Origin of the sequence: Labrys methylaminiphilus subsp. lupini (assembly GCF_051161885.1) — a bacterium.
Lineage (GTDB): Bacteria > Pseudomonadota > Alphaproteobacteria > Rhizobiales > Labraceae > Labrys.
Genome location: NZ_JBMDIH010000001.1, coordinates 3,497,523 through 3,512,596, shown reverse-complemented (window position 1 = coordinate 3,512,596; position 15,074 = coordinate 3,497,523). Strand labels below are relative to the sequence as shown.

13 protein-coding genes are annotated in these 15,074 nt (G+C 64.9%); 11 read left to right on the top strand and 2 right to left on the bottom strand.

Translation table 11 applies throughout. The features are described 5' to 3' along the window. From ACN6KF_RS16605 to ACN6KF_RS16560, 10 genes are all read left to right on the top strand, one after another. Positions 1-1,332 (top strand): NAD(P)/FAD-dependent oxidoreductase, encoded by a 1,332-nt coding sequence (locus ACN6KF_RS16605; protein ID WP_434957899.1) that lies wholly within the window; start codon positions 1-3, stop codon positions 1,330-1,332. Between the two features lie 81 nt (positions 1,333-1,413). Next, on the top strand, positions 1,414-3,087 hold the full coding sequence (locus tag ACN6KF_RS16600; RefSeq protein WP_434957898.1) for a peptide ABC transporter substrate-binding protein: 1,674 nt from the start codon (positions 1,414-1,416) through the stop codon (positions 3,085-3,087). A gap of 278 nt (positions 3,088-3,365) precedes the next feature. Beyond that, positions 3,366-4,316 carry an ABC transporter permease gene (locus tag ACN6KF_RS16595; protein WP_434957897.1) on the top strand — a complete coding sequence of 317 codons (951 nt, stop codon included), beginning with the start codon at positions 3,366-3,368 and terminating at the stop codon, positions 4,314-4,316. Between the two features lie 11 nt (positions 4,317-4,327). Next, positions 4,328-5,218: an ABC transporter permease gene (locus ACN6KF_RS16590; protein WP_434957896.1), complete on the top strand. Its 891-nt coding sequence runs from the start codon at positions 4,328-4,330 to the stop codon at positions 5,216-5,218. A gap of 9 nt (positions 5,219-5,227) precedes the next feature. Beyond that, positions 5,228-6,550, top strand: coding sequence for an NAD(P)/FAD-dependent oxidoreductase (locus tag ACN6KF_RS16585; RefSeq protein ID WP_434957895.1), 1,323 nt, complete (start codon positions 5,228-5,230; stop codon positions 6,548-6,550). A gap of 284 nt (positions 6,551-6,834) precedes the next feature. Next, on the top strand, positions 6,835-8,223 hold the full coding sequence (locus ACN6KF_RS16580; protein ID WP_434957894.1) for a transaminase: 1,389 nt from the start codon (positions 6,835-6,837) through the stop codon (positions 8,221-8,223). Then, positions 8,223-9,611, top strand: a complete 1,389-nt coding sequence (locus ACN6KF_RS16575; RefSeq protein ID WP_434957893.1) for a glutamine synthetase family protein — start codon at positions 8,223-8,225, stop codon at positions 9,609-9,611. The genes ACN6KF_RS16580 and ACN6KF_RS16575 overlap by 1 nt, the downstream gene beginning before the upstream one ends. Before the next feature lies 1 nt (position 9,612). Further along, complete coding sequence (locus tag ACN6KF_RS16570) at positions 9,613-10,380, top strand: SDR family NAD(P)-dependent oxidoreductase (RefSeq protein WP_434957892.1); 768 nt, start codon at positions 9,613-9,615, stop codon at positions 10,378-10,380. A gap of 15 nt (positions 10,381-10,395) precedes the next feature. After that, positions 10,396-11,436, top strand: coding sequence for a histone deacetylase family protein (locus tag ACN6KF_RS16565; RefSeq protein WP_434957891.1), 1,041 nt, complete (start codon positions 10,396-10,398; stop codon positions 11,434-11,436). A 1-nt stretch (position 11,437) separates the two neighbouring features. After that, positions 11,438-12,205 carry an SDR family NAD(P)-dependent oxidoreductase gene (locus ACN6KF_RS16560; protein WP_434957890.1) on the top strand — a complete coding sequence of 256 codons (768 nt, stop codon included), beginning with the start codon at positions 11,438-11,440 and terminating at the stop codon, positions 12,203-12,205. 1 nt (position 12,206) lies between these two features. On the opposite strand, the gene ACN6KF_RS16555 is transcribed toward ACN6KF_RS16560, so the two are convergent. Further along, positions 12,207-12,893, bottom strand: coding sequence for a GntR family transcriptional regulator (locus ACN6KF_RS16555; RefSeq protein ID WP_434957889.1), 687 nt, complete (start codon positions 12,891-12,893; stop codon positions 12,207-12,209). A 63-nt stretch (positions 12,894-12,956) separates the two neighbouring features. Then, complete coding sequence (gene rhmD / locus ACN6KF_RS16550; protein WP_434957888.1) at positions 12,957-14,135, bottom strand: L-rhamnonate dehydratase; 1,179 nt, start codon at positions 14,133-14,135, stop codon at positions 12,957-12,959. 186 nt (positions 14,136-14,321) lie between these two features. On the opposite strand from rhmD, the gene ACN6KF_RS16545 reads away from it, so the two are divergent. Further along, complete coding sequence (locus ACN6KF_RS16545) at positions 14,322-15,071, top strand: SDR family NAD(P)-dependent oxidoreductase (protein WP_434957887.1); 750 nt, start codon at positions 14,322-14,324, stop codon at positions 15,069-15,071. Positions 15,072-15,074: the final 3 nt, after the last annotated feature.

Here is a 15,074-nt window from a genome sequence, read left to right as displayed (position 1 = left end):
ATGCCCGGCCCCACTGTCATGCCCGTTCAAGGCGATGCGACGCTCCCCGCCAAGGTCGATGTCGTCGTCATCGGCGGCGGCATCATCGGCGCCTCGACGGCGCTCGAACTGGCCGAGCGCGGCCTCAAGGTCGCGCTCTGTGAGAAGGGCGGTATCGGCCAGGAGCAGTCGAGCCGCAATTGGGGCTGGGTGCGCATCTCGCGTCGTGACCCGCGTGAAGTGCCGCTGATGGCCGAGGCGCTGAGGATCTGGAAGACGCTCGACCAGCGGGTCGAGGGAGACACCGGCTATACCCGCGCCGGCATCATGTTCACCTGTGAGAACGACAGGGAATATGCCGACCACGAGCGCTGGAACCGCAATCTCGACGGTTACCAGCTCGACTCCCGCATGATCTCGGGCACCGAATACAAGCGGATGTTTCCCGGCACGACCATGGACATCAAGGGCGCTCTGTTTACGGCCGAGGACGGGCGGGCCGAGCCGCAGCGCGCCGCCCCTCTGATCGCCGAGGCCGCCCGGCGCAAGGGTGCTGCCATCCTGACCGAATGCGCCGTGCGCGGCGTGGAGACGTCGGGCGGAGCGATCAGCGGCGTCGTTACCGAACGTGGCCCGATCGCCTGCAGCGCCGTCGTCCTGGCCGGCGGAGCCTGGTCGAGCCTGTTCTCGGGCCGTTTCGGCATTCGCCTGCCGCAATTGCAGGTGAAGAACTCGGTCCTGCGCACCAAGCCGCTCGAAGGCGGGCCGGGGCCGGCGATCTGGTCTAACGGCTTCGCCGTGCGCAAGCGTGCCGATGGCGGCTACACCATTGCCTCCGGGCACGAGAACGTCGTCGACATCGTGCCCAACAGCTTCCGCTTCTTCTTCGACTTCCTGCCGGCCCTGCGCAAGGAGTGGCGCTCGCTCAATCTGAGGGTCGGGGGCCGTTTTTTCGAGGAAGCCCGTGTGCCCAAGCAATGGGCGATGGACGAGGTCAGCCCCTTCGAGCGTTGCCGCGTGCTGGATCCAGAGCCGGCGAAGGAATTGACCGACGTCGCCCTGGCCAATCTCGCCAAGGCCTTCCCGGTCTTTGCCAAGGCGGAGATCGCCCAGCGCTGGGCCGGCTATATCGACGTCACGCCGGATGCTGTGCCGGTGATCTCACCGGTCGAGGCCATACCCGGCTTTCACATCGCCACTGGTTTTTCCGGCCACGGCTTTGGTATCGGCCCGGCCGCCGGCAAGCTGATGGCTGATCTCGTCACGGGGCGGCCGCCCTTGGTCGACCCAGCCAATTTCCGTTTCTCCCGCTTCTCGGATGGATCAAAGATCGAGCTGATCAGCGGGTTCTGAGCCGCCGGCTCGGGGCTGTCCCGAACCGGCAAACGACTGCAACAATCATAAAAATATCGCCACTCTCTAGAGGGACCTATCATGTCGAAACAAGAGCGAAACCAGTTTCCCCATCCCAATCGCCGGCAGGCTCTCGGCCTGATGGCGGCGACCGGCGCCTCGGCGCTGCTGATGCCGGCCCTGCTCGGGCGGGAGGAGGCCCTGGCGGCCGGCAAGGACAAGCCGTCGGGCCAGATGGTCATCAGCTTCTCGCAGGAGCCGACCGTCTTCAACCCGCATCTGCTTCACATCGAAGTGGACGAGGGCATCCATTACAGCGTGTTCAATCCGCTGTTCGACGTCGATCCGGAGGGTAAGTTCACGCCCTCCCTCGCCGTCGAGGTGCCGAGCGTGGAGAATGGCGGCATTTCCGCCGACGGTCTCAGCTGGAAGGTGAAACTGCGCGATGGCGTGAAATGGCATGACGGCAAGCCCTTCACGGCCGAGGACGTCAAGTTCACGCTGGAACTGATGGTCGACCCGAACTTCCGCAGCTGGCGGCGCACCGGCCATGAGCATGTGCGCGACATCAAGGTGGTGTCGCCCACCGAGATCACTTGGCGCATGGAAAAGGCCTTCGCGCCCTATCCCTCGATCCTGGCCTCTACCTTTATCGTGCCCAAGCACATCCTGGGCGAGGTGGCCGACAAGAACACGGCACCCTTCAACAATGCGCCCGTCGGCACCGGGCCGTTCAAGTGGAGCAAGCGCGTTGCCGGCGACTATATCGAGCTTGCCGCCAACGAGGATTATTTCGGTGAGGGGCCCTATCTGGAGCGTGTCGTCTACAAATACATCCCCGACATGACGGTGATGTACACCCAGTTCAAGACCGGGGACGTCGACCTCGTCGGCCTGCAATGGATCACGGCCGATCATTATGAGGAGGCCAAGACCCTCGAGGGCAAGATCGTCACCGTGGTGCCGAATGGCACCATCGAGTCGGTCGCCTTCAACATGGAGCGTCCGCAGTTCAAGGATCCGGCCGTCCGCAAGGCGCTCTATCATGCGCTGGACAAGAAGACGATCATCGAGGCGCTCTATTACGGCCTGCCGACTCCGACCGAATCCTACATGCCGCAGCAGTCCTATTATTACAATCCGGACCTGCCCAAGCAGGAATACGACCCCGAAAAGGCCAAGAAGGTGCTCGACGAGGCGGGCTGGGTGCCCGGCGCCGACGGCATCCGCGCCAAGGATGGCGTGCGCCTGTCGTTCAGTAATTCGACGACGGCCGGCAACCATCTGCGCGAGCAGGCGCAGCAATTCATGCAGCAGTCCTTCAAGGATGTCGGCGTGGAGATGACGATCTCCAACCTGCCTCCAGCCGTGATGTGGGGTGACTACTGGATGATGTCGAAATTCGACAGCGTCGTCGTCGGCCTGAACTTCCTCACCGGCCCCGATCCCGACACCTCGGACTATTTCATGTCCACCTCGAGCGGAGCCAAGGGCGGCAACGGCCAGAACACCTGGCAATATGCCAATCCTGAAGTGGACAGGCTCCTGAAGGAGGCCGGCAATCTCTTCGTGCCGGAGGAGCGCAGGAAGCTCTATTTCAAGATCCAGGAGATCATGCGGGCCGACCTGCCCTTCCTGCCGATGTATCAATACGCCACCGTCCGCGGGCGCAAGAAGGGGGTGGAAGGCTTCCTGCCCAACATCAACAACCGTATCGACAGCTGGAACGTCAACACCTGGCACTGGGTCAAATAGGCCTGCCACCCAGGGCAACTGCCTCGGGTAAATGAGCGCCGTCTTACCCTCCCCTGGAGGGGGAGGGTCGAGGCAAAGCCTCGGGGTGGGGTGGTTCTTCGTTTAGCGGCCTGTTCGCATGATCACGTCAGCGCTCTTCACCCCACCCCGGCCTTTCAGGCCGACCCTCCCCCTCCAGGGGAGGGTAGTGGTGCCTCCGCGTTAACCCGAAGTGGTTGGCCTGGCCCGCCACCCTGCTGACAGCCGGCCCATAAGGCCGGCCGAGTGGAGACGATCCCATGCTGCGCTATCTCGCTGGCCGGCTGTGGCAGAGCCTTATCCTGCTGCTGCTGGTCTCGGTCATTGGTTTTGCGGTGCTTACCCTGGCGCCCGGCGGACCGCTTTCCCAATATACGCTGACGCCGGGCATGACCAAGGAGGCGCTCGATCGCATCGCCGAGCAGATGGGCCTGAATCGCCCTCTGCCCATCCAGTATCTCGACTGGCTCTGGCGTCTCGTGCAGGGCGATTGGGGCCGCTCCTACCGCGACGGCCAGCCGGTGCTCGCCATCATAGGCGGGCATCTCTTCGCCACCCTGCTGCTGATGGGCTTTTCCACCCTGATCTCCGTCATCCTCGGCACCTGGATCGGCGTGATGGGCGCCACGCGGCGCTATTCGCTGTTCGACACGCTGGCGACGGTGGGCGCGATGGTGGCGCTCTCCATCCCAACATTCTGGTTCGGCCTGGTGGCGATCTACCTCTTCTCGCTCAAGCTGAAATGGCTGCCGGCGGGCAACATGTTCACGGTGGGCGACGGCAGCTTCGCCGACTATGCCATCCACCTCATCATGCCCAGCATCGTGCTGGCGCTGGTCAATGTGGCGGTGTGGAGCCGTTATATGCGCACGGCGACGCTCGATGTGATCAACCAGGATTTCGTGCGTACCGCCAAGGCCAAGGGGCTGAAGCCACGCCGCGTGCTGGTCAAGCATGTGATCGGCAATGCCCTCCTGCCGATGATCACCCTGGCCGGCCTGCAAGTGCCCACCATCCTGAGCGGGGCGCTGGTGACGGAGACCGTCTTCACCTGGCCCGGCATGGGCCGGCTGTTCCTCGATAGCCTGGGCTACAGCGACTATCCGGTGATCATGGGGCTTTTGATGTTCTCGGCGATCCTGGTGCTCATCGGCAATCTGATCGCCGACCTGCTCGTCGCCTTCGTCGATCCCCGCATTCGGCTCGGTTAGGGAGAATAGTGATGGCCTCAGCAACCCTTTCCCCCGCATCGCCCTCTCCGAAGCCGCGCTGGTGGCGCAACCGCGCGGTGCAGCGCTTCTGCCGGCACAGGCTCGCCATGGTGGGCGTGGCGATGATCGTCATCCTGACGCTGGCCTGCATCCTCGGTCCGCGCCTGCTGCCCTATGACGAGCTCTTCATCGATCTGAGAGCTCGTTTCGCGCCGCCCTTCACCGGCTACCATATCTTCGGCACCGACCCCCTCGGCCGTGACCTCGCCGCCCGCCTGTTCATGGCTGGGCGCATCTCGCTGCTAGTCGGCTTCTTCGCTATGCTGCTCAGCACGGCGCTCGGCACGGTCATCGGTGTCACCGCCGGCTATTATGGCGGCTGGGCCGGTTCCGCTTTGATGCGCTTCGTCGATGCCTTCCTGTCCTTTCCGAGCATCTTCCTTCTGTTGACGCTGGCGGCCTTCATCAAACCGAGCCCCCTGATGATCACGGTGATCATCGCCGTCACCAGCTGGATGGAGGTGGCGCGCATCGTGGAGGCGGAAGTGCGCTCGCTGCGTGAACGCGACTTCGTCTTGGCCGCGCGCATGGTGGGGCTGTCGAACAGCTGGATCATGTTCCGGGAATTGCTGCCCAACGTCATCGGCCCGATCATCGTGGCGGCAACGCTGACGGTGGCCCGTGCCATCCTGCTGGAGGCCTATGTGAGCTTTCTGGGCTATGGCATCCAGCCACCGCTGCCGAGCTGGGGCAACATGCTCAACGGGGCACAGCAATATCTGGCCAATGCGCCCTGGCTCGCCATCGTGCCGGGCGTGGCGATCACGCTCGCCGTCACCAGCTTCAACTTCATCGGCGACGGGTTGCGCGATGCCCTCGATGCCCGAAGCGACCTGAACTGAGGAGTGGCCATGTCGAAATTCTCTCCCTTCGACGCGACGCTCTGGTATGCGACGGCCGCTCCCGCGCCGCAGACCATGCCGCTGACCGGGCGTGTCCAGGCCGATGTCTGCATCGTGGGCGCCGGCTATACCGGCCTCACCACCGCGCTCGAATTGGTGCGCAAGGGCGTCAGTGTGGTGCTGCTGGAGGCCGAGCAGGCCGGTTTCGGCGGGTCCGGCCGCAATGCCGGGCACTGTACGCCGACCTTCACCCATTTCAGCCTGCCCGAATTGCGCCGGCTGCTCGGCGAGCCTTGGGCCGAAAGGCTGATCGCCCGGCAGACCCAGGCCAATGCCCGTGTCAGCGCCATGATCGAACGCTACCAGATCCAATGCGAGTGGCAGCAGAACGGCTATGTCCAGGCGGCCGCTCGGCCTGGTGCCATCGACGCCATCAAGCGCAAGGTCGAGCAGTACAACGCCGTCGGCGCCCGCACCCGCTTCGTCGACAAGACGGAAGTGGAAGCGATCACCGGCAGCCCGCGTTTCCACGGCGGCTGGTTCCACGGTGAGGCGGGCCATCTCAATCCGCTGGGCTATGCACGCGGCCTGGCGCGGGCGGTGCAGCAGGAAGGCGGCGTGCTGCATACGGGCTCGAAGGTGACCAACGTCACGCGCGAAGGTACGCGCTGGGTGGCCCACACCGCTGATGGCAGCGTGGTGGTCGAAAAGGTGATCTTCACCACCGGCGCCTATACGGTGGAGGGCTGGCCGAAGCTCGACCAGAGCTTCAAGATCATGCGCGTCTTCGTGGCGGCGACACAGCCGCTCAGCGAGGAGGAGCGCCGCTCCGTCCTGCCTGAGAATACCACCATGCATGACGGCCGCGGCGACATCTATGTCTACAAATACAATGCCGAGGGCCGTATCGTCGCCTCGATGTTCCCGATGGGGCGACGCGGGCGTGACCTTGCCTATACGCACCAGGTGATGAGCGATCGCCTGAAATGGCTGCATCCGCAGATCAAGCAGGAGATCCGCTGGGAATATTTCTGGTTCGGCGAGCTCGACATGCAGGCCAGGACCATTCCCCGTCTCTACGGCCTGGCGCCCGGCATCGTCGCCCTTACGGGCCTTTCGGGGCGAGGCGTACCCACCGGCAGCATGCTCGGCGGCATCCTCTCGGAATGGGCGCTGGACGTGCCGGCGCAGGATCTCTCGCTCAAGGTCGAGCCTCTGCACAAGGCGCCCTTCTATATGAGCTTCGGGCCCCAGCTCACGCTGCGCTACTACCGGGCGCGCGACTGGCTGAAGACGCGCATGGACGGCGCGTCCCTGCCGCCGCACGCCTGAGCGGGCGGGCTGGCCAGACGGCTGCCCCGACTTTCCGTCGTAGATCGCCGAAGAGCGTGACCGGCTGGGTTGCGCCCGAGGGCCGTTCGACCTCCAGGCCGGGCTTTGCTGCGAGCTGTCCGCGGAGGAAATGTCGATCTCACAATTAAAGTGTGATCACAGTATATAAAATTATCCCAAAATTTGTTGACATATCGTCGATTTTTCTGCTGATTGTGATCACAATCAAGCGCGGCATCACTAGGCGATGAGCGGCGCGCCAATCCATCCAGCGGAGGTTTCTCGTGTCCAGCACGCCGATCGACAATGCAGCCATCGAGGCGCGGGTGCGGACCCTGCTGCCGGTGGAACTGCAGCTTTATGCCGAGCGCCGTCCCAAGGCGCAGGCTATGGCCGAGCGTAAGGGCAAGGGCCTCTTCGACAATGTTCCAATGCACTGGATGCTCGATTGGCCGATGCCCTTCCCGATGGTGATCGAGCAGGCGAGCGGCGTGCACCTCACCGACATCGACGGCAATGCAGTGGTCGATCTCTGCCTCGGCGATACCGGCGCCATGTTCGGCCATGGGCCCGAGCCGATCCTGGAGGTGCTCAGGGCCGTCGGTCATCGCGGCCTGACGACGATGCTGCCATCCGCCGATGCCGAGATCGTCGGCGAACTGCTGGCCGCCCGTTTCGGCCTGCCGCATTGGCAGATCGGTGCCACGGCGAGCGATGCCAATCGCTTCGCCATCCGTGTGGCGCGGGCCGTGACAGGGCGGCGCAAGATCCTGGTCTTCGATGGCTGCTATCACGGCGCCGTCGACGACACGCTGGTCGATCTCGTCAACGGACGCACCTTCTCCCGCCGCAGTCTGCTGGGACAGGTGGTCGATCTCGGCGAGACCACCATCGCCATTCCCTTCAATGACGAGGAGGCGCTGCGTCGGGCTTTGGCTTCGGGCGAGGTCGCCTGCGTGCTGGCCGAGCCGGTGATGACCAATTGCGGCATGATCCTGCCTGCGCCCGGCTTCCACGATACGCTGCGGCGGCTGACGCGCGAACATGGCACGCTGCTGCTGATCGACGAGACGCACACGATTTCCACCGGCCTCGGTGGCTACACGATGCTCCACGGCCTGGAGCCGGACCTGATGGTGATGGGCAAGCCCATCGGTGGCGGCGTGCCGGTGAGCGTGTGGGGCATGAGCGCCGCAGTGGCCGAGGGCCTCGACCGCGCGCGGCGCGCGCGCGACAGCCACGGCCATTCCGGCATCGGCACCACTTTGTCCGGCAGTGCGCTGCAGTTGGTCTGCCTCAAGGCCAGCCTCGAAAAGGTGATGACGGCCGAGACCTATGCCACCATGGCCGCGCGAACCGACATCATCGAAGCGGGCCTCATCAAGGCCATAGGGGCGCAGGGGCTGCCCTGGCATGTCACCCGCGTCGGCGCCCGGCTGGAAGTGGTGTTCAGCTCAGAGCCGGTGCGCAATGCGGCTGAGGCCCGGGAAGCCGCCTTCTCGGTCATCGAGGAGGGCCTGCATCTCTCCCTGCTCAATCGCGGCTTCCTGCTCACCCCCTTCCACAACATGATCCTGGTCAGCCCGGCCTTGGCCGAGGCGGAAGCCCGCGCGCTGGTTGCCGCCTATGGCGAGATCCTCGCCCGCTTCTGCCAGGCCGGGGAGGCGGCGTGATGGCCGACGCCCTGTCGACGCGGCCGGCCCAGGCGGCCGATATCGCCGAAGCCGAGGCCTTCCTGGCCGATCACCCCGAGATCGGCGCCTTCGATCTGGTGCTGATCGATATCAACGGCATTGCCCGCGGCAAGATCATCCGGCGCGAGGAATTGCTGCCGCTGTTCCGTGGTGGCCGGCATCTGCCCGGCTCCATTCTCGGCCTCGACGTCACCGGCGAGGATGTCGAGGAAACCGGCCTGGTCTGGTCGGATGGCGATGCCGACAGGCGCGCCTGGCCGATCGCCGGCTCTCTGGTGCCGCTGCCCTGGACCTCGCCGCCGCGCGGCGAGGTGCGCCTGTCGCTGTTCGAGCTCGACGGCTCGCCGATGGCCGCCGACCCTCGTCATGCCCTGGCCGCCCAGCAGGCTCTGCTGCAGGCCGAGGGCAGGCAGCCCGTTGCGGCCTTCGAACTCGAGTTCTATTTGCTCGACCGCGAAACGGCGAATGGCCGGCCTCAGCCGCTCCGCATGCCGCTGACCGGCGAAAGGCTTGATGGCATCCACGTCTACAGCGTCGACGAGCTCGACCGTCTCGAGCCTTTCGTTGACGCGGTCTATCGCGCCGCCGAGGCCCAGGCCTTGCCGGTGCAGACGCTGATCTCCGAATATGCGCCGGGCCAGTTCGAACTGACCCTGCGCCATCGCGAGGATGCGCTGCGCGCCGCCGACGATCTCATCATGCTGAAGCGGCTGCTGCGGGCGCTCGCCGTGCGCCACGGCATGAAGGCCTGCTTCATGGCCAAGCCCTTCGCCGGCCGCGCCGGTTCGGGCATGCACGCCCATGCCAGCCTGACAGGCCGCGACGGTGCCAATCTCTTCGCCGACCGGAATGGGGAGCTTGCGCCGGCCCTGCATCACGCCATCACCGGTCTGCTGGAGACCATGACGGAGAGCATGCTGGTCTTCGCGCCCCACCTCAATTCGTGGCGACGCTTCGCGGCGCAGAGCTATGCGCCGACGGCGCCGAGCTGGGGCGTCAACAACCGGGCCGTCGCCGTGCGCGTTCCCGCGGGCTCGCCGGAAGGCCGGCACCTGGAGCAGCGTGCCGCCGGGGTCGATGCCAATCCTTATCTGGTCGGCGCCGTCGTGCTGGCGGGCATTCGCCGCGGCCTTGCCGCCCAGCGCGATCCGGGGGCCCCGGCCTCCGCCTATGCGAGCGCGGCCGACGATGCCCTGCCGGCCGATTGGCGCAGCGCCATCGAGGCGGCGGCAGGCTCCGCCTTCCTGAAGGAAGCGCTGGGCGAGCGCCTTCATCACGTGCTGCTGGCGCTCAAACGGGCTGAATACCGGCGTTTTGCCGCCGATATCACCGCATTGGAGCTGCAGCTTTATGGAGAGATCGTCTGAGATGGCCAGGCGGAACGTTCTGATTGCCGGCGGCGCCGGTGGAATGGGTCTGGCGACGGCCCTGCGCTTTGCCCAGGATGGCGCGCGCGTGGTCCTGGCGGATCTTCCCGGCCCGCGTCTCGAAGAGGCTCGGGCGAAGGTGGTGGATGCGGGTGCCGAGGTGCTCGCCTTGGCGCTCGACATGCGCTCCGCCCAGGCCTGCCGCGAGGCGGTGGCGAAGGCGACCGAGGCCGACCGTCTCGATGTGCTCGTCAATGCGGCGGGCGTCTGGCTGGAAGGGCCCGCCACGTCGGTCGGCGAGGAGGATTGGGACCGTGTGCTCGACGTCAACCTCAAGGGCGCGTTCTTCCTGATCTCGGCGGCCATTCCCCATCTCGCCGCTTCTCGCGGCGTGATCGTCAACATCGCCTCCGATGCGGGGTTGGTCGGCAACAAAGGCGCGGCCGTCTATTGCGCCTCCAAAGGCGGGCTGGTGCTGCTCAGCAAGGCCCTGGCCCTCGAGCTCGCGCCGCAGGGCATCCGCGTCAATGCGATCTGCCCCGGCGACGTCGCCACGCCAATGATCGAATACCAGGCCGCGACCTATGGCGGCGGCGACCCCGATGCCTATAAGCGCCGCCTGCTCGGCAACTATCCGCAGGGCGAGAGCGCCCGTTTCATCAAGGCCGAAGAGATTGCCGGCCTCATCCATTATCTCTGCCAGCCCGGTGCTGCGCCGATCACCGGCGCCGCCCTCCCAATCGATTTCGGCATTACCGCAGGCTATTGAACCCGAGCTTATGGCATGAAGACCTTCTACACCACCGACCACCATCTCCATCACAGCGGCATGGAGCTTTCCTTCGGCAAGATCGTCGAGACTTTCGAAAAGCCGGAACGCGCTGAGATCATCCTGGCGCGGGTCAAGGAAGTGGGCCTCGGGCCGGTGCTGACCCCGCAGGACTATGAGATCGCGTCGCTCAAGCGTATCCACACGCCCGATTACGTCGACTTCCTCAAGGGCGTGTATGAGGAATGGCAGGCGGCCAGCCGCGATGGCGAGGTCTGGCCCTATAGTTGGCGCCACCGTTCCATGCCTCCCATCGACAAGGCGCCGAGCGGCCTCGATGCCCGCCTTTCCTACTATTCCTTCGATATGGCCGGTTCGATCACCGCCACCACCTGGCAGGCGGCCAAGCGCGCCGCCGACACCGCACTGGCCGGCGCCGATGCCGTGCTCGCCGGCGAGCGCACGGCCTTCTCGCTGTGCCGTCCGCCCGGCCATCATGCGGGACGCGACTTCTTCGGCGGCTATTGCTACCTCAACAATGCCGCCATCGCCGTGCAGCGCTTCCGTGATGCCGGCCGCTCTCGCGTGGCGGTGCTCGACGTCGACTATCATCACGGCAACGGCACGCAGGAGATCTTCTACGACAGGGCCGACGTGCTGGTCGCTTCCATGCATGGCGATCCCGATTTCGAGTTTCCCTTCCATCTTGGCTATGCCCGCGAGCGTGGCGAAGGAGCCGGCGAGGGCTTCAACCTCAACTATCCCCTGCCTTCAGGCACGCAATGGCCGGAATGGTCCGCAGCCTTAGGGGATGCCTGCCGCAAGATCGAGGCCTTCGATGCGCAGGCCCTGGTGGTCTCCCTCGGCGTCGATACCTACAAGGACGATCCGATCTCGCAGTTCAAGCTCGATACCCAGCATTTCACTGAGATCGGGGCGCGGATCGCGGCGCTCGGCCTGCCGACCCTGTTCGTGATGGAAGGTGGCTACGCCATCGGTGCACTCGGGGTCAACGCCGTCAACGTCCTCACCGGCTTCGAACAGGTGGGAGGGTGAAATGGCTTCGGGATCTTTCGTCCGCTCGCGCTCCGTGCTGGTAACAGGAGCGGGCGCTTCTGACGGCATCGGCTTCGCCATTGCCAGGGCCTTTGGACGAGCCGGATTGTCGGTGGCGATCACGGCCTCGACCGACCGGATCTATCGCCGCGCGGCGGAGCTCGAGGCCGAAGGCATCGAAGCCTGGGCCGCGGTCGCCGATCTTACGCGGCCCGACGAGGTGCGCCGATTGCGGTCGGCGGCCGGCGATGTCGACATCCTCGTCAACAATGCCGGCATGGGCAGCATGCTGAAGCCGGCCGTGCAGAAGCGCTTCGTCGACCTCGACGAGGCCGAATGGAATCGCGGCATCGACGTCAGCCTGAACACCGCCTTTCTGGTAACCCGGGCCTTCCTGCCCGCCATGATCGCGAAGCGCCATGGGCGCATCGTCAATGTCGCCTCGGTCACCGGCCCCTATGTCTCCAATCCCGGCGAGGCGGCCTATTCGGCGGCGAAGGCGGGCATGGTCGGACTGACTCACGCCCTCGCTCTGGAAGTGGCGGGGGACGGCGTCACCGTCAACGCGGTCGCTCCGGGCTGGATCGAGACGGGCTCCTCCACGGAGGAAGAGCGCGTTGCCGCCCGCGCTACGCCGCCGGGTCGGGCGGGAACGCCTGACGAGGTCGCCGCAGCGGTGGCGTTTCTGGCCTCCGACGGCGCGAGCTACGTCAACGGTTCCGTGCTGGTGGTGGATGGCGGCAACATCCTGCAGGAGCGCAAGGGCTGATTCAGTTCGCTCCCAGGCCGAGCGTATGCCGCAGCAGGTACATGCCATCGAGAATGTCGGCCTCGATGGCGGTGCGCAGAGAATCCGCGTCGTTCCGGCGGATCGCCTCGATCGCCATCTTGTGCTTGTCGATGATCTCGGCGCCTTCGACCACGTCATAGATGGTGCGCATGAACGGGCCGAACTGCACCCAGACGCTTTCGAGCAACGGCACCAGCACGTCGGAATTGCCGGCACGATAGAGCTCGAAGTGGAAGTTATAGTTGGCGAGCATGTAGACGTCGGCGTTGCCGGTCTTGTAGTTCCGGTTCATCGTTTCGTCATGAGCGATCATGCGCTCCAGCCTGTCGCCGTCTACAAAAGGCAGAGCGCGCCGGGCGCAGAGGGGTTCGAGGGCGAGTCGCGCGCTCATCAGCTCCTCGAAACGGGCCACGGTGAGATGCGGCACGCAGACCCGCCTGTTCTGCTGGACTTCCAGGGCGTTCTCGGCCGCCAGGCGGCGGATGGCTTCGCGGCAGGGCATTACGCCCACGCCCAGCATGTCGCTGATGCCGCGCAGGCTCATGCTCTTGCCGGGATGGAAATTGCCGATGATCAACTGCTCACGCAGCGTCCTGTAGACCTGCTGGTGTAGCGGATTGGTCGCGGTGTCGGCCGGTTCGACGGCAGCGAGACTATCGGTGCTCATCGCTGACTGTGATCACATTGGCAGCCCGAGGGCAAGCGTTGAAGCAGAACGGCGCATGCCCCGCTATGTCCCGGCTTCCACCAGTACTGCCGACGGATTGCGGGTGAGGCCGAAACCGGGCGTGTCGGAAACGTCGAGACGCCCGTTTCGGGGCACCGGCTCATTGGTGAAGAGGGGGCCGAACACCGGCAGCACATCCTGGCCATCGGCGCTGTTGGCGACATATTCGCAATAGGGCGAATGGGGTTGCGACATCACGAAGTGATAGCTGAAGGGGCCGCTGCCATGCGGCACCACCGGAATGTCGTAGGCGCTCGCATGGGCGGAGATCCGCAGCAATTCGGTGAGACCGCCGACCCACATCACGTCGGGTTGCAATATGTCGATGTGACGGCCCTCGATCAGCTTGCGGAAGCCGTAGCGCGAATATTCATGCTCACCCGTGGTCCATTTGGTTGCCGGCAAAGCTCTCTTGAGCAGGGCATAGCCGTCGATATCGTCGGGATGCAGCACCTCCTCCCACCAATAGATGTCGAGGTCCCTGCAGGCGGTGGCGAGCTCTATCGCATAGGGCACGTCGAGCGCCATGTAGCAATCCACCATCAGAGGGTAGTCGGGGCCGACCGCTTCGCGATGCGCCGCGAGGAAGGCGACATTGGCGCGCAGGCCGTCGATGCTGTCGGCCGGGCCGTGGGGCAGCGGCACCTTGCCGCCCCAGAAACCGAGCCGGCGGGCCGCTTCCGGCCGCGGACCGGTGCAATAGAAGCGGATCTCCTCCTTGGTGCGCCCGCCGATCAGCTTGTAGACCGGCTCCTCGCGCAGCTTGCCGATCAGGTCCCAGAGGGCGAGATCCACCACGGAGATGGTCGCGAGCGGCAGCCCCTTGCGACCGTAATACATCGAGGCCCGGAACATCTGGTCCCAGAGGCGATTGAGGTCGCGCGGATCGGCGCCATCGAGGAAGCGGCGGAGATGGTGCTGGATCAGCCAGCACGCCGGCTCGCCGCCAAAACCCGTGGCGAGGCCGACATGGCCACTTTCTGTCTCGATCTCCACCACGATCGAGCCCATGACATTGATCCCCCAGCTGGTGCGCGAGGCCTTGTAATCGGCATAGCCCGACATCGGATTGGCGATCAGCGTGTCGATCAGCCAATGCCCCTGTTTCTGGCTGAAATAATCGCCGCCACCCTCGCTGCGGACCAGATAGGTCCTGACCTGCTTGATGCGGGGAGATGCCATGCCTCGTCCTTCCTGCGTTTGGTTGCGCGGAATAGTGACGTAAGAAACTTGTCAGTCAAGTTTACAAATTCTCGAAACCTCGCTCTCTTGTTGTCTGACAAATAATCCGATATCACCCGATTGCCTCGGGAAACACGCAGGCGCCGGCAGGATGGCCGGCATTTGGAAGGCAGGGGAAGGACCGGCATGACCACGATCATTCGCTTCGAGGGCCGCGGCGCCATCATCACCGGCGGGGCCTCCGGCATTGGCCTCAAGACGGCCGAGCGCATCGTGGCCGAGGGTGGCTCGGTCTCGATCTGGGATGTGGATGCCGCCCGCGTCGAGACGGTGCGCCAGGCGCTGGGGCCGCGGGCCCATGGCATCGCTATCGACATCACCGATCCTGCCGCCGTCGAGAAGGCGGCACAGCAGGCCGAAAGCCAACTCGGCCGCATCGACGTCCTGGTCTGTTCCGCCGGCGTGGCCGGCAAGAACGAGTTGCTGGTCAATTATCCGATCGAGGAGTGGAAGCGGGTCTATGACATCAATGTCAACGGCCTGTTCTATTGCAACCGCTTCGTTGCGCCGCTGATGCAGAAGCATGGCTATGGCCGCATCGTGAACGTCGCCTCCATCGCCGGCAAGGAAGGCAATCCCACGGCATCGGCCTATTCCTCTTCCAAGGCGGCGGTGATCGGCCTCACCAAATCGCTGGGCAAGGAATTGTCGAAGGAAGGCATCACCGTCAACGCCATCACGCCGGCGACGGTCGACACGCCGATCCTGCAGCAGGTCAGCCAGGCCCATATCGACTACATGCTGTCGAAGATCCCGATGGGCCGCTTCGGCACCGTGGAAGAGTTGGCCGCCATCATCACCTGGCTCGCCAGCGAGGAATGTTCTTTCACCACCGGCGCGGTGTTCGACATTTCCGGCGGCCGCGCCACCTATTGACCG

Coding starts and splice junctions, on each gene's coding strand:
- ACN6KF_RS16605 (WP_434957899.1), top strand. CDS start 1: ATGCCCGGCCCCACTGTCATGCCCGTTCAAGGCGATGCGACGCTCCCC.
- ACN6KF_RS16600 (WP_434957898.1), top strand. CDS start 1,414: ATGTCGAAACAAGAGCGAAACCAGTTTCCCCATCCCAATCGCCGGCAG.
- ACN6KF_RS16595 (WP_434957897.1), top strand. CDS start 3,366: ATGCTGCGCTATCTCGCTGGCCGGCTGTGGCAGAGCCTTATCCTGCTG.
- ACN6KF_RS16590 (WP_434957896.1), top strand. CDS start 4,328: ATGGCCTCAGCAACCCTTTCCCCCGCATCGCCCTCTCCGAAGCCGCGC.
- ACN6KF_RS16585 (WP_434957895.1), top strand. CDS start 5,228: ATGTCGAAATTCTCTCCCTTCGACGCGACGCTCTGGTATGCGACGGCC.
- ACN6KF_RS16575 (WP_434957893.1), top strand. CDS start 8,223: ATGGCCGACGCCCTGTCGACGCGGCCGGCCCAGGCGGCCGATATCGCC.
- ACN6KF_RS16570 (WP_434957892.1), top strand. CDS start 9,613: ATGGCCAGGCGGAACGTTCTGATTGCCGGCGGCGCCGGTGGAATGGGT.
- ACN6KF_RS16565 (WP_434957891.1), top strand. CDS start 10,396: ATGAAGACCTTCTACACCACCGACCACCATCTCCATCACAGCGGCATG.
- ACN6KF_RS16560 (WP_434957890.1), top strand. CDS start 11,438: ATGGCTTCGGGATCTTTCGTCCGCTCGCGCTCCGTGCTGGTAACAGGA.
- ACN6KF_RS16555 (WP_434957889.1), bottom strand. CDS start 12,893: ATGAGCACCGATAGTCTCGCTGCCGTCGAACCGGCCGACACCGCGACC.
- rhmD (WP_434957888.1), bottom strand. CDS start 14,135: ATGGCATCTCCCCGCATCAAGCAGGTCAGGACCTATCTGGTCCGCAGC.
- ACN6KF_RS16545 (WP_434957887.1), top strand. CDS start 14,322: ATGACCACGATCATTCGCTTCGAGGGCCGCGGCGCCATCATCACCGGC.